General features: G+C 70.1%; 18 protein-coding genes. 7 read left to right on the forward strand and 11 right to left on the reverse strand.

Annotated elements, in window-relative coordinates:
- Positions 1 to 226: 226 nt before the first annotated feature.
- The 3 genes from V5F61_RS16600 (at position 227) to V5F61_RS16610 (ending at position 2,168) form a co-directional block, all read left to right on the forward strand.
- Positions 227 to 634 (forward strand): DUF5330 domain-containing protein, encoded by a 408-nt coding sequence (locus V5F61_RS16600; protein ID WP_393989823.1) that lies wholly within the window; start codon positions 227 to 229, stop codon positions 632 to 634.
- Between the two features lie 197 nt (positions 635 to 831).
- The gene (locus V5F61_RS16605; RefSeq protein WP_393989822.1) at positions 832 to 1,257 is read left to right on the forward strand and encodes a SufE family protein; all 426 of its coding nucleotides are present in this window, start codon (positions 832 to 834) and stop codon (positions 1,255 to 1,257) included.
- A 230-nt stretch (positions 1,258 to 1,487) separates the two neighbouring features.
- Positions 1,488 to 2,168, forward strand: a complete 681-nt coding sequence (locus V5F61_RS16610; RefSeq protein ID WP_393989821.1) for a lysozyme inhibitor LprI family protein — start codon at positions 1,488 to 1,490, stop codon at positions 2,166 to 2,168.
- A 110-nt stretch (positions 2,169 to 2,278) separates the two neighbouring features.
- On the opposite strand, the gene V5F61_RS16615 is transcribed toward V5F61_RS16610, so the two are convergent.
- The 6 genes from V5F61_RS16615 to V5F61_RS16640 form a co-directional block, all read right to left on the reverse strand.
- Positions 2,279 to 2,905, reverse strand: a complete 627-nt coding sequence (locus V5F61_RS16615; protein WP_393989820.1) for a 2,3-bisphosphoglycerate-dependent phosphoglycerate mutase — start codon at positions 2,903 to 2,905, stop codon at positions 2,279 to 2,281.
- Positions 2,906 to 2,923: 18 nt separating this feature from the next.
- Positions 2,924 to 3,748, reverse strand: a complete 825-nt coding sequence (gene dapB / locus V5F61_RS16620) for a 4-hydroxy-tetrahydrodipicolinate reductase (RefSeq protein ID WP_393989819.1) — start codon at positions 3,746 to 3,748, stop codon at positions 2,924 to 2,926.
- A 31-nt stretch (positions 3,749 to 3,779) separates the two neighbouring features.
- Entirely contained in the window at positions 3,780 to 4,421 is a 642-nt protein-coding gene (locus V5F61_RS16625; RefSeq protein WP_393989818.1) for a DUF1330 domain-containing protein, read from the reverse strand.
- Between the two features lie 20 nt (positions 4,422 to 4,441).
- Complete coding sequence (pyrF, locus tag V5F61_RS16630) at positions 4,442 to 5,182, reverse strand: orotidine-5'-phosphate decarboxylase (RefSeq protein WP_393989817.1); 741 nt, start codon at positions 5,180 to 5,182, stop codon at positions 4,442 to 4,444.
- A 140-nt stretch (positions 5,183 to 5,322) separates the two neighbouring features.
- Positions 5,323 to 5,922: a class I SAM-dependent methyltransferase gene (locus V5F61_RS16635; RefSeq protein ID WP_393989816.1), complete on the reverse strand. Its 600-nt coding sequence runs from the start codon at positions 5,920 to 5,922 to the stop codon at positions 5,323 to 5,325.
- A gap of 66 nt (positions 5,923 to 5,988) precedes the next feature.
- Positions 5,989 to 6,720 carry a TetR/AcrR family transcriptional regulator gene (locus V5F61_RS16640; RefSeq protein ID WP_393989815.1) on the reverse strand — a complete coding sequence of 244 codons (732 nt, stop codon included), beginning with the start codon at positions 6,718 to 6,720 and terminating at the stop codon, positions 5,989 to 5,991.
- A gap of 42 nt (positions 6,721 to 6,762) precedes the next feature.
- Between V5F61_RS16640 and V5F61_RS16645 the strand changes: the two genes are divergently transcribed.
- Entirely contained in the window at positions 6,763 to 7,761 is a 999-nt protein-coding gene (locus tag V5F61_RS16645; RefSeq protein ID WP_393989814.1) for an NAD-dependent epimerase/dehydratase family protein, read from the forward strand.
- Positions 7,762 to 7,768: 7 nt separating this feature from the next.
- Here the strand turns inward: V5F61_RS16645 and dnaJ are convergent, their stop codons facing one another.
- Complete coding sequence (gene dnaJ, locus V5F61_RS16650) at positions 7,769 to 8,941, reverse strand: molecular chaperone DnaJ (RefSeq protein ID WP_393989813.1); 1,173 nt, start codon at positions 8,939 to 8,941, stop codon at positions 7,769 to 7,771.
- A 265-nt stretch (positions 8,942 to 9,206) separates the two neighbouring features.
- Positions 9,207 to 11,108 (reverse strand): molecular chaperone DnaK, encoded by a 1,902-nt coding sequence (gene dnaK / locus V5F61_RS16655; protein WP_393989812.1) that lies wholly within the window; start codon positions 11,106 to 11,108, stop codon positions 9,207 to 9,209.
- 222 nt (positions 11,109 to 11,330) lie between these two features.
- Between dnaK and pncA the strand changes: the two genes are divergently transcribed.
- The gene (gene pncA, locus V5F61_RS16660; RefSeq protein ID WP_393989811.1) at positions 11,331 to 12,002 is read left to right on the forward strand and encodes a bifunctional nicotinamidase/pyrazinamidase; all 672 of its coding nucleotides are present in this window, start codon (positions 11,331 to 11,333) and stop codon (positions 12,000 to 12,002) included.
- 125 nt (positions 12,003 to 12,127) lie between these two features.
- Here pncA and V5F61_RS16665 read toward each other — a convergent pair whose 3' ends face one another.
- Positions 12,128 to 12,508 carry a VOC family protein gene (locus tag V5F61_RS16665; RefSeq protein ID WP_393989810.1) on the reverse strand — a complete coding sequence of 127 codons (381 nt, stop codon included), beginning with the start codon at positions 12,506 to 12,508 and terminating at the stop codon, positions 12,128 to 12,130.
- Between the two features lie 131 nt (positions 12,509 to 12,639).
- Between V5F61_RS16665 and V5F61_RS16670 the strand changes: the two genes are divergently transcribed.
- Both V5F61_RS16670 and V5F61_RS16675 read left to right on the forward strand, forming a co-directional pair.
- Positions 12,640 to 13,263 carry an alpha-ketoglutarate-dependent dioxygenase AlkB gene (locus V5F61_RS16670; protein ID WP_393989809.1) on the forward strand — a complete coding sequence of 208 codons (624 nt, stop codon included), beginning with the start codon at positions 12,640 to 12,642 and terminating at the stop codon, positions 13,261 to 13,263.
- Between the two features lie 122 nt (positions 13,264 to 13,385).
- The gene (locus V5F61_RS16675) at positions 13,386 to 14,348 is read left to right on the forward strand and encodes a hypothetical protein (RefSeq protein WP_393989808.1); all 963 of its coding nucleotides are present in this window, start codon (positions 13,386 to 13,388) and stop codon (positions 14,346 to 14,348) included.
- A gap of 124 nt (positions 14,349 to 14,472) precedes the next feature.
- Here V5F61_RS16675 and V5F61_RS16680 read toward each other — a convergent pair whose 3' ends face one another.
- On the reverse strand, positions 14,473 to 15,822 hold the full coding sequence (locus V5F61_RS16680; RefSeq protein WP_393989807.1) for a protoglobin domain-containing protein: 1,350 nt from the start codon (positions 15,820 to 15,822) through the stop codon (positions 14,473 to 14,475).
- Positions 15,823 to 16,433: 611 nt separating this feature from the next.
- Positions 16,434 to 19,088: a carbamoyltransferase HypF gene (gene hypF / locus V5F61_RS16685; protein WP_393989806.1), complete on the reverse strand. Its 2,655-nt coding sequence runs from the start codon at positions 19,086 to 19,088 to the stop codon at positions 16,434 to 16,436.

Genomic DNA, 19,088 nt, shown 5'->3' on the forward strand with positions numbered 1-19,088 from the left:
GCACGCGAGGCTTTAAGCGAACGCTAAGCCCGGATGCGCCGGCCGGGCCGAGCGTTAACGATGTCTTGAAAAGACGTGGGGCGCGAAGGGCCACGGGCCGCCTGCGCGGTGGTATGTTCGCCATGCGTGCGGCATCGGGCACGAAAGGGACCGCGAGGCGGCCTTCCGCCGCTCCGGCCCGCCGGCCGGGCGATAGGATCGGACCGCATGATCTGAAGAGGGCGCCATGTTCTTCCTGCTGCGTATGGCCTTCTGGATCTCCCTCGTGCTCCTGCTGCTCCCTCTCGGCCTGAAGGGGACCAGCGGGCAGGATGTGAGCGTGTTCGACGCCTTTGGCGCGGCGCAGGCCCTGGTGGCCGACGCCCGCGGCTTCTGCGACCGCCAGCCCGAGGCCTGTGCCGTGGGCGGGCAGATGGTGACCCATCTCGCGGAGAAGGCGCAGGCGGGTGCCAAGTGGATCTCCGACACCCTGGCCGCGCACGAGGGCGCCCCCGTCCCCGCCGCCGAGGCGCCCGCCGCCAGTGGGCAGGCCCTCACGCCGCAGGACCTTGCTCCCGGCTGGGGCGGCGGCGAGAAGGTGCAGCCGGCGGCCGCGCCCCAGGGCGTCCCCGTGCCCGCCAAGCGGCCGAGCTGACGCGCCTGCCCTCCACGTCCGGCGCCCTTCCTTCCCTCCTCTCCCATAGCCGCGTGGTGCAGGCCGCGCGGAGGTTCCTTTTGCCCCGCCGGGGCCATCGCGATATGCTGGATGATGCATTGCATCGCACGCCGCCCCGCGGCGCCCATTGCTCGACCATCCACAGGCCCGGCGCATTGGACGAAGGGACCGATTTCATGACCACCAAGGACGACCTGATCTCCGATTTCGAATTCCTGGACAATTGGGAAGATCGCTACCGCCACGTCATCGAGCTGGGCAAGGCGCTGCCGCCCTTCCCCGAAGCCGAGCGCAACGAGACCAACAAGGTGCAGGGCTGCGCCAGCCAGGTGTGGCTCATCGGCGCCCTGAAGACGACGCCCAAGGGCACCGTTCTGGAATTCCAGGGGGATTCCGACGCCCATATCGTCAAAGGCCTGGTGGCGGTGCTGCTCACCCTCGTTTCCGGTCACAGCCCCCAGGAGATCCTGGAAACCGACATACTCGGCATCTTCCGCCAGATCGGGCTCGAAGGGCACCTGACGCCCCAGCGCTCCAACGGTCTGAGGTCCATGGTGGAGCGCATCCGAGGCCACGCGCGCGCGGCCCTTGCCACCGCCTGATCCCGACGACGACGGGCGCCGAGCACATTGGTGCCCGCGCCCGGTTTCCGCTCCGCCCCCCTCGCCCGCCCGGCCGCGATGATGCTATCCACGCGGCTCGGCCGCAGCGGCGCCTGCGCGCCGTCACCGGACGGGGGAGGACAAGCCGTGCACCATCCGCCCTGCTTCCCCTTGTCCGGCCCCACATGGCAGCGGTGGCTGGGGCCGTCCGGCCCCGAACTGGCGGCGCGATGAGCGGGGCTGCGATGGACGAGAGCGCCGGCCGGCGCCGGGCCATGCGCGGAAGGCGGCGGTGGGCCCTGGGCCTCGGCGCCATCGCCCTGGCGGCGTGCCCGCTCCTGGCGCTTGCGCTGCGATCACCGGTGGCGACTGGCCCAGCGCCCGCCCTGGCGCCCGGCGTCATCGCCCGGCAGGCCGCGCCGGTGGGGCTGGAGACCGAGGCGCCCCCCTCTTCGGAAGCCACGCCCTCCTCCGCCGTGCCGGCCGGCCCCTGCCCGCCTGATGCCGTTCCCGCGGACCAGCGCAGCCGCTGCCTGCATGAAACCATCCGTGCCAGTGAACAGGCGCTGGAAGCTGGCATGGCAAGCGCCCTGCGCGCCATTGATGCGCGCTCGGATCTCGCCCCGGTGCAGCGCAACCGCTGGAAGGACCTGCTGGAGGAGGCCCAGTCGCGCTTTCGCCTCTACCGCAACTTCGACTGCCAGAGCGTCGCCCCCTTCGAGGGCCGGCGCGGGATCGGCAATTTCGAGGAGCGGGCCCTGTGCCTCATTGGCGCCAACACGCGCCGGGCGGAGGCGCTCGCCGCCCGCTACCCGCCCCCGGTCGCCGCATCCGCGGGGGCCGCCCCGGCGGACGGCCCGCAACCCCGGCCCGCCACCTGGACCCATCCTTCCCCGCCGCCGCTCGACTGAGCCCCGTCAGGGCATCCGGCGGCGATACGGGAGGCCGAAATGAAAACGTCCCCGCGCCTGACGCAGGCGCGGGGACGCACATGACCATGACAGCGAAACGCGCCCGGGCCTCAGGCGGCCACGAGGTCCTGCTTCTCGGCCACCGTGGAATCGGCGTTGAGGCGGTAGACGATGGGCGCGCCGGTGGCGAGCTCACGCTTCAGGATGCTGTCGGGCGTGTGCCGCTCCAGCACCATGATGAGGGCGCGCAGCGAATTGCCATGGGCGGTCACCAGGGTGCGGTTGCCGCGCAGCACGCTCGGCAGGATCTCCTGCACGTAATAAGGCAGCACGCGGGCCACCGTGTCGCGCAGGCTCTCGCCGCCGGGCGGGGGCACGTCGTAGGAGCGGCGCCAGGCACGCACCTGCTCCTCGCCCCACTTGGCGCGGGCGTCGTCCTTGTTGAGGCCGGAGAGGTCGCCATAGTCGCGCTCGTTGAGGGCGAGGTTCCGCACCGGCTCCAGCGCGCCCTGGCCCATCTCCCCCAGGATGAGGGCGCAGGTGGTCTGGGCGCGGGTGAGGCCGGAGGTGAAGGCGGCGTCGAACACGAGGCCCTGCGCCTTGAGCAGGGCGCCGGCGCGCTTGGCTTCCATTACGCCCTGCTCGGTCAGCGCCGGATCGCGCCAGCCGGTGAACAGGTTCTTGAGATTCCACTCGCTCTGTCCGTGGCGGACGAGCACGAGGATACGGTCGGACATCAAAAGCTCCGAAGGCGTTCAGAAGTCGGAAAGGCCGAGCACGTCGGCCATGGAATAAAGGCCCGGCGCGCGTCCCTTCACCCAGCGCGCCGCCACCAGCGCGCCGTGGGCGAAGATCATGCGATCCTCAGCCTTGTGAACCAGCTCGATGCGCTCGGCGGGCCCCGCGAAGATGACCGCGTGCTCGCCCACCACCGAGCCGCCGCGCAGGCTGGCGAAGCCGATGGCTCCGCTCTTGCGCGCGCCGGTCTGCCCGTCGCGGCCGCGTTCGGACCATGCGTCGAGATCGCGCTGGCGGCCCGCGGCCGCGGCCTCGCCCAGCAGCAGAGCCGTGCCGGAAGGAGCATCCACCTTCTTGTTGTGGTGCATCTCCAGGATCTCGATGTCAAAGCTCTCGTCGAGGGTGGCCGCCACCCGCCGGGTGAGCGCCGCCAACAGGTTGACGCCGAGACTCATGTTGCCGGACTTCACCACCGGAATGCGCCGCGCGGCCTCCACCAGCACCGCCTGGTCGGCGGCGGAAAAGCCGGTGGTACCGATCACCATGGCCACCCCCGCCTGGGCCGCCGCGCCGGCGAGCCGCACGGAGGCGGCGGGGGAGGAAAAATCCACCACCACATCGGCATGGGCAAGCGCAGCGGCGAGGCCTTCGGCATCGCTCGCCACCGGAAGGCCGAGGGCGGGCAGGCCCGCCACCACCCCCAGGTCGGCACCGATATGGTCGCTGCCGGCGTGCTCAAGGCCGCCGGCCAACGCCAGCCCCTTCTGCTCGCTGATGGCCTTGACCAGGGCGCGGCCCATGCGGCCGCCCGCTCCGGCGATGACAATGCGCAGGTCGCTCACGGGCATGCTCCCAGGAAAAATGCCGGCACGCTCACAGCGAAGGCTGCTTGCCGGCATGGCCGGAAATGATGATGAGGTCGCCCTCGGCCGCCAGCTTCCGGCGGGCGAAGGCCTGCTGATAGGCGAAGGAGTGGTAGCACGCCTTCGCGCTGGCGAGGTCGGGGAAGGCGATGACAATGTATTGAGAGCGCCCCTTGCCCTCGACCACGGTGCTGCGGCCGCCGCGCGCCAGGAACCAGCCGCCGAATTCGGCCAGCGCCTTCACGTTGGCGGTGCGATAGGCCTCGTAGGCGGCCGGGTCGGTCACGTCCATGCGCACCATCCAGTAGCCGCGGGGAAACTGGGGGGTGCTTTCGGCGGGCGGCTCGGCGCCCGGCTGCTCGCCGTCATAGCCTTCGACGATCGCGAGGTCGGTGATGGCGCAATCGCCCCGCAGCGCGGCGACGCGCTGGTATTCCGGAGAGCGGTAGGCGTCGAGCGCCTCCTCGTAGGAGGGCCATTCCACCAGCACGTTGCGGTGGCGCTTGATGCCCTCCATGTGCTCGAAATCGCCGCCCGCGACCAGGAACCGGGCCTTGTGCCCGGCCAGGAAGGTCACGTTGGCGTGGGCATAAGTGATGAAATCGACCGGGTCGATCACGTCCACATTGATGAACCAATATCCCTTGGCCATGCCTAGCCCCCTCTCCCTCATCACGCCCCGGCGAGCTCGGACAGGATCTGCACCGCCGCTTCCCGCGGATCGGGCGCGGCGATGATCGGCCGTCCGACCACGATCATGTCCGCCCCGGCGGCCACCGCCTCGGCCGGGCTCGCGATACGCTTCTGGTCGCCCACGGCAGCCCCGCGCGGGCGCACGCCCGGCGTGACGACGAGGCCGTCGGGCCCGAGCACGGAGCGCACCATGGCCGCATCTGTAGGCGCGCAGATGACGCCGGCTACCCCGGCCGCGCGCGCGTCACCCGCGCGGCGGCGCACGGTCTCGCTCACGCCGGCGGCATAGCCGGCGGCGGCGAGGTCGGCGTCGTCATAGGAGGTGAGAACGGTCACGCCCAACACCTTCAGCGGGCTGCCGGCGGCCCCGCGGGCAGCGGCGGCCAGCGTCTGCGGATAGGCGTGAACAGTGAGGAGGCTGATGCCGCGCGCGGCGGCGGCAGCGGTCGCGCGCTCCACCGTATTGCCGATGTCGTGCAGCTTCAGGTCCAGGAACACTTTCTTGCCGGAGCCGATGAGGTCGGCGGCGAGATCGAGCCCGCCGGCGATGGTGAGCTCCAGCCCGATCTTGTAGAAGGAGACGTCGTCGCCGAGCTGCCACACCAGCGCTTCGGCGGCGCCCACGTTGGCATAGTCGAGGGCCACGATGAGGCGCTCGCGCGCCGCGGCGAGGCCGGCCCCGCCGCCCTGCTGATCCTCGCCTGAAAGCGCTGCGCTCATGGCCTCTCCTCAATGGCGCCGGCGGGCCCCGCGCGGCGGGACGCCGCCGCGTCGCCCGATCCTTCTACCGGCTTCAGGAGGCGTAGCCGCCGAAACGGCGGGAGGCAAGGTGCCACGCCGGAAATCCGGCGCGCATGGCCTCAGGGCCGGTGATAGACCCACACGCGCGCCGGCGGGATGTTCATCCACACCCGCGGCGAAACCTTGCCCTCGATCCGCCCCGGCACCAGCGGCACGGGAGTGACCACCGCATAGGTGAACTGGACGAAGGGCGCGCCGGGCACTGAAAGGTCGAACGCCTCGTTGACCATCCGGTGGCGCTCGGGCTGGGGCATGGTGAACAGCGGCAGCGAGGAAATGGTGCCCACCGCCTTGCCGGGGAGCTGGTCACCCAGGGTCTTGCGCATGGCGTAGGCATCGCCGTGAATGACCGTGACGCCAGGGTAGCGGCGGCGCAGCAGGGCGCAGAACTCGGGATTGTACTCGATCAGGAACAGCCGCTCGGGAGCGAACCCGCGCGCGAGCAGCGCCTTGGTGACCGGCCCCGTGCCCGGCCCGAGTTCGATCACCGGGCCGTCCTGGCGGGGATCGAGATAGCTCACCATCATCTTGGCGAGGCCGGGGCTGGAGGGGGAGACCGCACCGGTCTTCAGCGGGTTGCGAAACCACGACTGCAGGAAGCGTACCCCGTCCAGTCCCGGCTTGAAGGCGGTTTTGCGCGGCTCTCGGGAATGCAGCATCAGTGGCACCTCTGGCGCCCGGTCATCGAAGGAATGTCAGGCGATTAGACGGGAAAGGGGCAATGGTCAAGGCTGGCTCCCGCGGCGCAGCACCCCATGAAGCAGGCTGTCGAGCGCCGATTCCAGGAGCTGCTCCTCCGGCAGATGCAGGAAAGCCGAGCAGGTGAGGCGGAGGCTGACGATGCCGTGCAGCAGCACCCACAGGTTGATGGTGAGCGCCGCCACGTCGCTTTCCGCGCGCAGGCGTCCCGCCGCGGCCAGCTCACCGAACACCCCAGCCAGAAGCGCGAAGGCGGAAGCCCCCGCCTCGTCCTTGCCGCCGAGAGCGCTGGCCGCGAAACCGGGCTCCATGAAGATCAGGCGGTAGGTTTCCGGCTCCTCGCGACCGAAGGCGATATAGGCCCGCCCCAGCGCCCCGAGCCGCGCCAGCGGGTCCTTCTCCGCCGCCGCGCGCTCGAGCCGGGCATGAAGGGAGCGCATGCCAGCCCCGCCCAGCTCGCGGGCGATGGCCTCCCGATTTTCGAAGTGCAGGTAGAGCGCCGCCGGCGAATAACCCACCTCGGTGGCGATGCGCCGCATGGTAAGTGCAGGAAACCCCTCCTCCAGCACGATATGCCGCGCCGCCGCCAGGATACGCGCACGCGCGTCTTCCTTACGCCGGGCGCGCGGGCTCAGGCACGTTACCGCCGGGTCGCACGCAGGAAGCTCGCTCGGCAGGGCTTCGTTTGCCGCCGGCTCCTTCGGCAGGCTCTCCTTCACAAAAGGCTCCTCGGGCAGCTTGACTTGAACGCCGTTCATATTATGAACAGTGTTCAGTGAACGTTGTTCAGGAGCCTGTTTATGCCTGCCGCCGCCCTCATGCAAGCCGATGCTCCCGCCCCTCTCGCGCGCACCGCCCTTCTGGGCGCCACCGGAGCCATCGGCGCCAGCATCGCCGCGGCCCTGTCCGCCGCCGGCACGCCCTTCGTCGCGGTGGGCCGCGATGCTTCCGCCCTCGCCGCCCGCTTCGGCAGCTTCACCGGCGCCGAGGCACGGGCCTGGGACCCCGCCGACGTGGCCGGCATCCGCGCCGCCGTGCGCGGCATGGACACGCTCGTCTACCTCGTGGGCGTGCCCTACGACTCCTTCCACCTCCACCCCGAGCTGATGCGCCGCACGCTGGAGGCGGCGGAGGCGGAGGGCGTGCGCCGGCTGCTGCTCATCGGCACCGCCTATCCCTTCGGACGTCCGCGCGCGGCGCGGGTGGACGAGAACCACCCGCGCGAGCCGCACACCTTCAAGGGGCGCATGCGCAGGGAACAGGAGGATCTGGTGATGGAGGCGGGCGCGCGCGGCCGCATCGCCACCACCATCCTGCGCCTGCCGGATTTCTACGGGCCGGGGGTGGAACGCAGCTTCCTCGCCGATATCTTCGCCGCCGCCGCGAGCGGACGCCGGGCCAAGGTGGTGGGGCCCATCGACCGCCCCCATGAATTCGTCTTCGTGCCGGACGTGGGGCCGGTGGTGCGCGCGCTGCTGGAAACCGGGGGCGCGCTCGCTCCCGCCTACAACCTCGGCGGGGCGGGGACCATCACAGTGCGGGCAGTCGCCGAGCAGGCATTCATGCTGGCGCGGCGCAACCCCAGCCTGTTCGTGGCGAACAAGACCATGCTGCGCCTCGCCGGGCTGTTCGACCCCGTGATGCGCGAGCTGGTGGAGATGCACTACCTGGTGAGTGACCCGGTCATCTTCGACGATACCGCGCTCGAAGCGCGCATCGGGCCGATCCGCAAGACGTCCTACGCGGAGGGGATCGCCCTCTCCATGGACGAAGCCCGGCGCGCCCGGCGCCGGGCCTGACAGGCGCTCAGGCGCCCTCGCCGGTGGTTCCGGTGGCGCTGCCGGTCGCGCCCTGGAAGAACTCCTTCACCTTGGCGAAGAAGCCGGTGGACTCCGGGTGGGTCTCGCCCGAGCACTCCTGGTCGAACTCCGCGAGCAGCTCCTTCTGGCGCTTGGTGAGCTTCTGCGGGGTTTCCACCACCACCTGCACATACATGTCGCCGAAGTTGCGCGTGCGCAGGATGGGCATGCCCTTGCCGGTGAGACGGAAACGTTTCTGCGACTGGGTGCCCTCGGGGATCTTCACCTTGGTCTTGTCGCCGTCGATGGTGGGCACCTCCACCTGCCCGCCGAGGGCGGCCGTGACCATGGAGATGGGCACGCGGCAGTAGAGGTCCGCCCCCTCGCGCTGGAAGAAGGGGTGCGGCTCCAGCGAGAGGAAGATGTAGAGATCGCCCGCCGGCCCGCCGCGCACGCCGGCCTCACCCTCGCCGCCGAGGCGGATGCGGGTGCCGTCCTCGACGCCGGCCGGGATCTGCACCGAGAGCGTGCGCTCGCGCGTCACGCGGCCCGCGCCGCCGCAGGCGCCGCACGGGTCCTCGATGACGGAACCGCGCCCCTGGCAGCTCGGGCAGGTGCGCTCCAGGGTGAAGAAGCCCTGGGCATGGCGGATCTTGCCGGCGCCGCCGCAGGTGCGGCAGGCCTTGGGCGCGGTGCCCGGCTTGGCGCCGGAGCCGTTGCACGCCTCGCAGGTGATGGAGGTGGGAATCTTGATCTGCGCGGCCTTGCCGGAGAACGCCTCCTCCAGCGTGATCTCCATATTGTAGCGCAGGTCCGCCCCGCGCCCGCGCGCCTGGCCGGAGCGCGCGCCACCGCCGCCGCCGCGCCCCATGGCGCCGCCGAACAGGTCGTCGAAGATGTCTGCGAAGGAGGAGGCGAAATCGGAGCCGAAGCCGGGGCCCGCCCCGCCGCCGTTCTCGAAGGCGGCATGGCCGAAGCGGTCATAGGCTGCGCGCTTCTGCGGGTCCTTGAGGATCTCGTAGGCCTCGTTGACCTCCTTGAAGCGGATTTCCGCATCCGCATCGTCCTGGTTGCGGTCCGGGTGCCACTTCATGGCCAGCTTGCGGTAGGAGGCCTTGAGCACCGTTTCGTCGGCGCCGCGGTCGCAACCGAGAATCTCGTAAAAATCGCGCTTGGCCATGCTCACTCTTCACCCGCCGCAACCGGCACTGGGCCGCGGTCCGTCCCACAGGTCCGCCGAGCCGCGATGCGGGCGGGGCGGAGGCGGGCAGGCGCCGGAGCAGGGCGCCGCGAACCGGCGGTCACGTTCTCATCTGTCGCTGCGGCCCGGCGCCGGTCGAAGCACGGGGCGGCACAGGGGCCCTGCCGCAGCGGTTGAAACAACAGTCCCCGCCCCTTTCGAGGGGCGGGGCGGTGGCGGGCGCGAGCGCCCGCCATTTCCTTCGTCAGGCCGACTTCTTCTTGTCGTCGTCCACCTCGGTGAACTCGGCGTCCACCACGTCGTCCTGGGGCTTGGAGGCGCCCGCCTCCTCGCCACCGCCCTGCTGGGCCGCATACATGGCCTCGCCGAGCTTGAGGGAGGCCTGCGCCAGGGTCTGGGTCTTAGCCTCGATGGCCTCGACATCCTCGCCCGAGAGCACGCCCTTCAGGTCCGCGATGGCGCTCTCGATGGCGCCCTTCTCGGTGGCGCCGATCTTGGTGCCGTGCTCGGAGAGCGCCTTCTCGGTGGAGTGCACCAGCGCCTCGCCGTGGTTCTTGGCTTCCGCCAGGGCCTTGCGCTTCTTGTCGTCGGCCGCGTGGGCCTCGGCGTCCTTCACCATCTTCTCGATGTCGGCGTCATTCAGGCCGCCCGAGGCCTGGATGCGGATCTGCTGCTCCTTGCCGGTGCCCTTGTCCTTGGCGGAGACCTGCACGATGCCGTTGGCATCGATGTCGAAGGTCACCTCCACCTGCGGCACGCCGCGGGGCGCCGGCGGGATGCCGACGAGGTCGAACTGGCCGAGGATCTTGTTGTCCGCCGCCATCTCGCGCTCACCCTGGAACACGCGGATGGTCACCGCGGTCTGTCCATCTTCCGCCGTGGAGAACACCTGGCTCTTCTTGGTGGGGATGGTGGTGTTGCGATCGATGAGGCGGGTGAACACGCCGCCGAGGGTCTCGATGCCCAGCGACAGCGGGGTCACGTCGAGCAGCAGCACGTCCTTCACGTCGCCCTGGAGCACGCCCGCCTGGATGGCGGCGCCGATGGCGACCACCTCATCCGGGTTGACGCCCTTGTGGGGCTCCTTGCCAAAGAACTGCTTCACCACTTCCTGGACCTTGGGCATGCGGGTCATGCCACCCACCAGCACCACCTCGTCGATCTGCCCGGCGGAAAGCCCGGCATCCTTGAGGGCGAGCCGGCAGGGCTCGATGGTGCGCTGGATGAGCTCCTCCACCAGCGCCTCGAACTTGGCACGGGTGAGCTTCATGGTCAGGTGCTTCGGCCCGGAGGCGTCGGCGGTGATGAAGGGCAGGTTGATCTCGGTCTGCGCGGCGGACGAGAGCTCGATCTTGGCCTTCTCGGCGGCTTCCTTCAGCCGCTGAAGGGCGAGCTTGTCGCCGCGCAGGTCGATGCCCTGCTCCTTCTTGAACTCGTCGGCCAGGTAGTTCACCAGCCGCATGTCGAAGTCTTCGCCGCCGAGGAAGGTGTCGCCGTTGGTGGACTTCACCTCGAACACGCCATCGCCGATCTCCAGCACCGACACGTCGAACGTGCCGCCGCCGAGGTCATAGACCGCGATGGTGCCGGCCGACTTCTTGTCGAGGCCATAGGCGAGCGCGGCCGCGGTGGGCTCGTTGATGATGCGCAGCACCTCAAGGCCGGCGATCTTGCCGGCGTCCTTGGTGGCCTGGCGCTGAGCGTCGTTGAAGTAAGCGGGGACGGTGATGACCGCCTTCTCCACCTTCTCGCCCAGGTACGACTCGGCGGTCTCCTTCATCTTCTGCAGGATGAAGGCGGAGATCTGCGAGGGCGAATACTTCTTGCCGTCGGCCTCCACCCACGCGTCGCCATTGTCGGCGCGCACGATGTGGTAGGGCACGAGGCCCTTGTCCTTGGCCACGGTGGGATCATCGAAGCGGCGGCCGATGAGGCGCTTCACCGCGAAGAAGGTGCGCTCCGGATTGGTGACGCCCTGGCGCTTCGCGGGCTGGCCGACGAGGCGCTCGCCATCCTCCGTGAAGGCGACGATGGACGGCGTGGTGCGCGCGCCCTCGGCGTTCTCGATGACTTTCGGGGACGAGCCCTCCATCACCGCAACGCACGAATTGGTGGTGCCGAGGTCGATACCGATGATCTTGGCCATATAGTTTCTCCTTGCCGGCAGACCGGCCGGGCCCTTGCGGCACCCGCCTGGGACGGCCGCGGGCCCCTCCCGCAACCAGTCCGCCGGCCCCCTTTCGCTTGAAATTGGGGTTCGTCGCGAAAACGACGATCGAGGCGGATATAGGGGGGGTGATTTGGCGCCGCAAGGCGTGGTAGCAGGCCGATGCGCCCTTTTTCACGCTCCCGCGAGGATGATGCCCCGATGCCGCCCGCGTCCGCTTCCCGCCCCGGCGGAATCCCGCCCCGCGCCGCCACCGACCGCTCCGTTCTCCTCGCCGTGGACCTGCAGGTGGACTTCCTGCCGGGCGGTGCCCTGGCGGTGCCCGGCGGCCACGAGGTGGTGCCCCTCGCCAATCACGCCGCGCTCTCCTTCCGCAATGTCGTGCTGACCCAGGACTGGCACCCGGCGGACCATGTCTCCTTCGCCGCCCGCCATCCCGGCAAGGCACCCGGCGACACCATCGCCCTGCCCTATGGCGAGCAGATGCTGTGGCCGGTCCACTGCGTGCAGGACAGCATCGGCGCCCGCTTCGCCACCCGGCTGGAGATTCCCCACGCCCAGCTCATCATCCGCAAGGGCCATCACCGGGACATCGACAGCTACTCCACCTTCTACGAGGCGGACCGCACCACGCCCACCGGCCTCACCGGCTACCTGCGCGAGCGGGGCATCGACACGGTGTACCTCATGGGCCTTGCCACCGATTTCTGCGTGGCGTGGTCGGCAGTGGACGCGGCACGGCACGGCTTCACCACCTATGTGGTGGAGGACGCCTGCCGGGCGATCGACGTGAACGGCTCCCTCGCCCGTGCCTGGGCGCAGATGAACGACGCCGGCGTCAGGCGCGTCCGCCTCGACGAGATCGCGGCCTGACGTCCTCGGCCCCCGACCGGCGCCGCGTGGTGTTCAACCGCGGGGCCGCATCGCCCGAACGCCGCGCAGGCTTGACCGAAGGCCCCTCGAAAAGGCAAGGGCCTCCGGCATGAGTACCGGCGCGATCACATTTCGACAGCGGTCATCCAGCCCATGGCGGCGCCGGTGGCATCGGTGACGATGGCGATGCGCCCCACGCCGGGAATCTCGAACGGCGGGCGGATCACGTGGCCGCCGTTCTCCTCCAGCAGCTTCAGCCGGGTGTCGAGGTTGTCCACGTTGATGTAGGGAAACCAGTGGGGCGGAACCTCGGGCGGCAGGATATCGGTCTTGTCCATGAGGCCGGCCACGGGCTCCTCGCCCAGGTGGGCGACGTAATAGCTGTGGGGTCCGTCGGTCGGCATCTCGGTGAACGACCAGCCGAGCGTGGCGGAATAGAAGGCCTTGGCCTTCTCCACGTCGTCGGTCATCAGCTCGTTCCAATAGAATTTGCCGTGCTGGGCCATGGGCGTGTTCCTCCTTGTGACCATTCCCCTCTTTACAGCATCGCGGCACCGGCGGCTTCTCCCCATTTCGAGCCTCCACGGGCACGTGTAAGCTCCCCGGCCAGTCGATGCCCCACCCACCGGAGGACGCCGTGGCTGCAGGTCTCGCGCTCGCGCCCGGCGCGCTCTGGTTTCCCGGCGCCTTCGGCCCGGCGGAGCAGGAAGCATTGCTGGCCGATGTCCGCGCGGTGCTGGCGCAGGCGCCGCTGTTCACGCCCACCATGCCGCGCACCGGCCAGGGCTTTTCCGTGCGCATGAGCAATTGCGGGCCGCTCGGCTGGGTCTCCGATGCGGCCGGTTATCGCTACCAGCCGTTCCACCCCGATACCCGCGCCCCCTGGCCGCCCCTGCCCGCGCAGCTGCAGGAAGCCTATGCCCGCTTCGGTGACCACCGCGCCCCGGCCGAGGCCTGCCTCATCAATTACTACGCCCCCGACGCCCGCATGAGTCTGCATCAGGACCGCGACGAGGCGGACCTCACCGCGCCCGTGGTCTCCATCTCCCTGGGCGATACCGCCCTGTTCCGCCTGGGCGGCGCCGCACGCTCCGGGCCCACGCGCTCCATCCGCCTCGCCTCGGGCGACGTGTTCGTGCTGTCCGGGGAGAGCCGCCTCGCCTTCCATGGGGTGGACCGTATCCTCGGCGGCTCTTCGCGGCTGCTGGCGGAGGGCGGGCGCTTCAACCTCACCCTGCGGCGCGTCACCTGCCCCGCCTGAGCGGCGGGCGCGTGGGGCCGGCGGATGGCGGGCCCACGCCATTCGTGCCACCCTGACGCGAAATCCCGCCAGGCCGATTCGCCCCGTCCGCGCGGCCGGCCGCCTGAAGTGGAGCCTTTCCCATGCTTCGTGGCCTGCTGCGCCGTGGCCCCAAGGGGCTTGCCGCCCTCAGCCTCTCGGCCCTGATGCTCGCGTTCACCGCAGCGACCGCTCTCGCGGGGGAGGTGCTGTTTCCGCGCGGCGCCGTCGTGGGGCTCGCCCCGCCCGCCGGCATGGTGGAAAGCGCCACCTTCTCCGGCTTCGAGGACCGCGCCCGCAACGCCTCCATCCTGATCGTGGACATGCCGGCGGAAGCCTACGATCAGCTCGAGAAGGGCTTCACCGACGAGGCCCTCGCGGCCAAGGGCATCACGGTGGAATCCCGCGGGCCCCTCACGCTCCAGGGCGCCAAGGGCTACCTCGTCACCGGCACGCAGACCGCCGGCCCCTTCCGTGTGCGCAAGTGGATCCTGCTGGCCGGCAATGACATCGCCACCGCCCTCGTCACCGCGCAGGTGGCGGAGACCGACGCCGCCGCCTTTCCCGATGCCGACGTGCGCGCCGCCCTCGCCACCCTTGCCTTCCGCTCGCCGGAGGCCCAGGTGGCGGCGCTGCCCTTCACCCTCACCGACCTCGCCGGCTTCCGCGTGGTGCGCACCTTCGGCGGCGCCACGGTGATGCTCACCGATGGCCCGAAGAATGTGGTCGAGGGGGCGGAGCAGCCCTATTTCGTGGTGTCCGTGGCCCCCGGCGCCCCGCGCGAGGACGAGCGGCGCCAGTTCGCCCTGCGCGCCCTCGCCACCCTTTCGGGGCTGAAGGACGTGCGCCTGGAACGGGCCGAGCCGCTGCGCATCTCGCAGATTCCCGGCTTCGAGGTCATGGCCCAGGCGGTGGACGCCAAGACCGGCGAGCCGGTGAAAATCGTGCAGTGGCTGCGCTTCGGCCAGACCGGCCACATGCGCATGGTAGGCATCGCCAAGCTCGACGCCTTCCCGGAAGCCTATACCCGCTTCCGCGCCATCCGCGACGGCATCGACGCACGTTAGGGCGTTTTCCGCACACGCGACACTCCGGCGCACGGTCGTCGCTCCCGATCCTTGCGAGCGCCCCTGTTCTGGCGAACCGTGCCCGTTTCGCCAGAACACATCCTCAACGTACGCCCGCCCGCGCTCAGGCCACCTTGATGTCGGCGAGGAACTTGTGCACCTCGCCGTTCAGCACGTCGAGCTGGCGAGCGAGGTCGGAGGCCGCCGCGAACACCCGCGTGGCCGCGCTGTTCGATTCGGTCATGGCGTGGGTCACGCGGTTGATGCTGGAAGACACTTCCATGGTGCCCTGGGAGGCGTCATGGATGTTCCGCGCGATCTCGCGGGTGGCATTGTCCTGCTGGCGCACGGCGGCGGCGATGGATTCGGTGACCTTGTCGATGGTGCCGATGGTGCTGGAAATACCCTCGATGGTGATGAGGGTGGCGTCCGTGTCAGCCTGGACCGTCTCGATCTGGGAACGGATGTCGGCGGTGGCCTTGCCGGTCTGCTCGGCGAGCTGCTTGACCTCATCCGCCACCACGGCGAAGCCGCGCCCCGCCTCGCCGGCATGGGCGGCCTCGATGGTGGCGTTCAAAGCGAGCAGGTTGGTCTTGCCCGCGATCTCGCTGATGAGGCCGACGATGCTGCCGATGCGGCCGGTGGCCTCGGCCAGCGTCTTCACCTTCTCGCTCGCCTGACCCACGTCGGCCACCGCGCGGGAGGAGACCTCGGTGGACTGGACCACCTGACGGCTGATCTCCCGCACCGATGCGGACAGCTCCTCGGTGGCGGCGGCAACCGTCGCCACATTGTTGGAGGCCTGCTCGGAAGCGACCGCCACCGACTGGGAACGGGTGGAGGTTTCCTCCACGAAGCGCGTCATGCCCTGAGCGGTGGCGTGCAGGTCCGCCACCGAGGACGACACCAGCGACACCACCGAGCCCACGGAGGCCTCGAACGACTGGGCGAGGCGCGTGAGGGTCGCCTGCCGGTCGCGCAGGCCGGCCTGCAGATAGACGTGGATGGCGAGATCCATGTCGAGGATCGCCACCCGGATCACCGCAGTCTGGAGCTTCAGAGCGTGCTCCGCCTTGCGCCGCGCGAACAGGGTGCGGCCGATATCGCCGCCGATGGCCGCCACCAGATGGCTGATGAGGAAGCTGTAGCCGCCGATATACCAATGGGGATCGAGGCCGAGCTTGTTGTGCATCTCGCCGATGCGCGTAACGGAAGCTTCGTACTCCTGGTCGAACCGCGCATCCAGGATCACGCCCCAATGGGTGATCTGCATACTCTTCGCACGCTTCATCTGCTCGGGACCGCCGAAGAAGCGCCGTGTCTCGGGCAAGGCGCCCACATGCGCGTAAAACCGGTCGAGAACTTCATCCAGGAGATGGAGAACTTCTTCCTTTGACGACTTCAGCAACGAGACAGTTTCTGCATCGATAAGATTGAAATTCAACCTGTCGTGCATATTCAGATCGGACGACATATCAATCCTCACCCCGCCTCACCACCGGCAGGAAAACGAAACACGATTTCTTTCAATTCACGACACTGCCCGACGCCGGGCGCAAGACGGACCACGGCGCAGAACAAAACACTCCAGCGCCAACGCAATAAACATGATGAGGCGCGGAAGCATAAACTTAGCACACCCTCCGGACGTTTCAATATGCTTAGCCGCCAGACCATGGCGACCTATACTTCCCCCTCATCACGAATGGGATACCCGAACGCACGCAACCTCCGGTCGCCACACAGGGCAGCGGCAGGAAACACTAAGACATCTGCGAGATACTCATCATGAGGACGCGCCCTTCGTGCGCTGGAGCCCGCTTGCCGCTCACTGCAACCCTGGAATTTTCACAGATCTCACAACACCATATACATTGTATGCAATTCACTCCGAAGGAAGTCCGGCCACCGGCAGCGTTATTCCCCGGCGAGGCCAGCAATGCCCTCCGCCCGTTGCCAGCAATGCCATGACGTTACGCGTTCAAATACATTTCGTCACCCGTCAATAGGGCGTCCCCAGGGTGCGGCCAGAAAACTCCACGTATACTGTCGCCCACGCACTCATACCTGCGGCCACCACATGCCCTACGCCATGAGCCGCGCAGCCGCCACCACGGCCTGGCCCAGGGCCAGGCCGCCATCGCCCGCCGGCACCTGCTCCGGCGAAAGCACCCGCAGCCCGTGGCCGGCGAGGCGCCCTTCCACCTCCGCCAGCAGCAGGGCATTCTGGAACACCCCGCCCGAGAGGGCGACCGCGCCGATACCCGCCCGCCGCGCCTCCCGCGCCGCCATGTCGGTGAAGACCTGGGCGAGGCCGCGATGGAAGGCGCCGGACATGGCACCCACCGGCCGCCCGGCCGCATGGTCCGCGAGCAGCGCCTGCCACAGCGGCGTTGGGTCGATTTCCAGAACACCTTCCAGCGCGCGCACGGCGAAGGGATAGGGCGCTGCCGTGATGTCGGCGCAGGCTTCCAGGGCCATGGCCGCCTCGCCCTCATGGCTGAGCCGCTCCGGCGCGAGGCCGAGCAGGGCCGCTACCGCATCGAACAGCCGGCCGGCGGAGTGGGCCGGGGGCGCGTTGAGCCCCTTGTCCGCCATGGCCCTGAGGGTGGCCGCCGGCCGCCCCCCGAACAGGGCTGCAAGGGCAGGGTCGCCATCCACCGCACGCCGGCCGACGGCACGATCGAGATGGGCGAGCAGCACGCGCCAGGGCTCCCGGCTCGCGGCATCGCCCCCCATCAGCGGAATGGCCGAGAGGCTCCCCGCGCGCCGTGCGGCGACATAATCCCCCACCAGGATCTCGGCCCCGCGCAGAACCCCATCCGCGCCGAGGCCGAGCCCGTCGAGCACCAGACCCACCACCGGCCCGTCGCCGCGCCGCCAGCCGGCCTCGGCCATGGCGGCGGCCATGTGGGCGTGGTGGTGCGCCACCCCCGCCAGCGGCACGCCGAGCGCCTCGGCCCGCGCCGCGCCCACCCGCGTCGCGCGGTAGCCCGGGTGGAGGTCCACCGCCACCGCGGCCGGGGCATGGGCGAACAGGGCGGCATAGTCGCGCAGGGCGACCTCGAAGGCGTCGATTGTGTCCGGCGCGTCGAGATCACCCAGATGGTGAGACAGCAGCGCCTTCGCCCCATGAGTGAGGCAGATGGCGCTCTTCAGCTCGCCACCGAGGGCGAGCACCGGCGGCGCCCCGGCAAAATCCTCCGGCAGGGCGAGCGGCATAGGCGCGAGTCCCCGCCCCCGGCGCAGCACCCGCATGCGCCCGGCCACGAGGCGCACCACGCTGTCGTCGAGCCGCCGGGCGATGGGCCGGTCGTGCATGAGGAAGCCGTCCACGATCCCGGCGAGGCCCGCGCGCGCGTCCTCCGTCTCGATCGCCTGCGGCGCGCCGGCCCTGTTGCCGGAAGTCATCACCAGCGGCCGCCCCGCGGCCTCCAGCAGCAGATGGTGGAGCGGGCTGTAGGGCAGCATCACCCCCACATGCCGCTGGCCGGGCGCGATGGCGGGCGCCAAGGCCCCCGGGGTCCTCACCTCCAGCAGCACGATGGGCGCGGAGGGCGCGGCGAGCGCCTCGGCCTCCGCCGGGCCGATGGTGCAGATGCGGGCCGCCATCTCGCGCGTGGCCATCACCGCGAGCGGCTTCGCGGGGCGGTGCTTGCGGCGGCGCAGCTCGGCCACCGCCCCGGCATCGGTGGCGTCGCAGGCGATGTGGAAGCCTCCGATGCCCTTCACCGCGAGAATGGCGCCCCGGCGCAGCAGGGCAGCGGCGGCGTTGATGGAGTCCGCATCCCGAATATGCGCGGTGGCGGCGGCCGGGCGGGCGCTCGGTTCCGCAACCGGAAGCACGGGAGCGCCGAGCGGCGTGCGCGGCAGAGCCTCCGGCATCACGCCAGGAAGTGGACCCTGAGCTCCCCGCGCTCCCGCATGTCCGGCCACGCTCGCCTCCGGCCCGGTCCCGGGAGGCACTGTTGCGCCCGTGATCGGCCGGCGTGCCGATGGCTGGCGATGTGGCGATGGCGGCCCCGCGGCCAGATCAGGCCCCCCCGCGGCCGGGCCGGTGCCGACCGACGCCCCGCGAGCGGCCGAAGCACCATAAGACAGCGGCACGGCGCCGCCCCGCCCGCCTGCGGGATTGCCGCCCGGCGCGCCCTCCGTCCCCTCCAGCCACACGCGCGGGCCGCAGCGGGGGCAGGCGATGGGCTGGGCGTGGAAGCGCCGGTCGGCCGGGTTCTCATATTCCGCCGCGCACTGCGCGCACATGGCGAAGGCGGCCATGGTGGTCGCCGGCCGGTCGTAGGGCAGGCCGGCGACGATGGAGAAGCGCGGCCCGCAATCGGTGCAGTTGGTGAAGGCGTAGCGGAAGCGGCGCGCCTTCGGATCAGCCATCTCGGCAAGGCAGGCCGGGCAGGTGGCGACATCCGGCGCCACCCCGGCGGAAACCGTGCCGGCCCCGCTCGTGAGAATGCGGAAGTCCTCTTCCCCCGGCAGGGGCGCCGGCGTGCGGGAGAGCTGCTCCACCCGCGCCAGCGGCGGCGCCTCGGCCCTGAGCGCGGCAGCGAAGGCGTCAAGCACGGCGCGCGCTCCCGCCGCCTGGATCACCACCCGGTCCCCCACATTGCGCACGTGGCCGACGAGCCCCAGGCGCCGCGCCAGGCGGTAGACGAAGGGGCGGAAGCCCACCCCCTGGACGATGCCGGAGACGGTGATCTCCTCCGCTTCCCGCCCGCGCACGTCCACCAC

This window comes from Xanthobacter sediminis, from assembly GCF_043195015.1.
GTDB lineage: Bacteria > Pseudomonadota > Alphaproteobacteria > Rhizobiales > Xanthobacteraceae > Xanthobacter.

Bases quoted from the DNA above. Each gene is read 5' to 3' on its own strand.
- V5F61_RS16600 (WP_393989823.1), top strand. From the start codon at position 227: ATGTTCTTCCTGCTGCGTATGGCCTTCTGGATCTCCCTCGTGCTCCTG.
- V5F61_RS16605 (WP_393989822.1), top strand. From the start codon at position 832: ATGACCACCAAGGACGACCTGATCTCCGATTTCGAATTCCTGGACAAT.
- V5F61_RS16610 (WP_393989821.1), top strand. From the start codon at position 1,488: ATGAGCGGGGCTGCGATGGACGAGAGCGCCGGCCGGCGCCGGGCCATG.
- V5F61_RS16615 (WP_393989820.1), bottom strand. From the start codon at position 2,905: ATGTCCGACCGTATCCTCGTGCTCGTCCGCCACGGACAGAGCGAGTGG.
- V5F61_RS16625 (WP_393989818.1), bottom strand. From the start codon at position 4,421: ATGGCCAAGGGATATTGGTTCATCAATGTGGACGTGATCGACCCGGTC.
- pyrF (WP_393989817.1), bottom strand. From the start codon at position 5,182: ATGAGCGCAGCGCTTTCAGGCGAGGATCAGCAGGGCGGCGGGGCCGGC.
- V5F61_RS16635 (WP_393989816.1), bottom strand. From the start codon at position 5,922: ATGCTGCATTCCCGAGAGCCGCGCAAAACCGCCTTCAAGCCGGGACTG.
- V5F61_RS16640 (WP_393989815.1), bottom strand. From the start codon at position 6,720: ATGAACGGCGTTCAAGTCAAGCTGCCCGAGGAGCCTTTTGTGAAGGAG.
- V5F61_RS16645 (WP_393989814.1), top strand. From the start codon at position 6,763: ATGCCTGCCGCCGCCCTCATGCAAGCCGATGCTCCCGCCCCTCTCGCG.
- dnaJ (WP_393989813.1), bottom strand. From the start codon at position 8,941: ATGGCCAAGCGCGATTTTTACGAGATTCTCGGTTGCGACCGCGGCGCC.
- dnaK (WP_393989812.1), bottom strand. From the start codon at position 11,108: ATGGCCAAGATCATCGGTATCGACCTCGGCACCACCAATTCGTGCGTT.
- pncA (WP_393989811.1), top strand. From the start codon at position 11,331: ATGCCGCCCGCGTCCGCTTCCCGCCCCGGCGGAATCCCGCCCCGCGCC.
- V5F61_RS16665 (WP_393989810.1), bottom strand. From the start codon at position 12,508: ATGGCCCAGCACGGCAAATTCTATTGGAACGAGCTGATGACCGACGAC.
- V5F61_RS16675 (WP_393989808.1), top strand. From the start codon at position 13,386: ATGCTTCGTGGCCTGCTGCGCCGTGGCCCCAAGGGGCTTGCCGCCCTC.
- V5F61_RS16680 (WP_393989807.1), bottom strand. From the start codon at position 15,822: ATGTCGTCCGATCTGAATATGCACGACAGGTTGAATTTCAATCTTATC.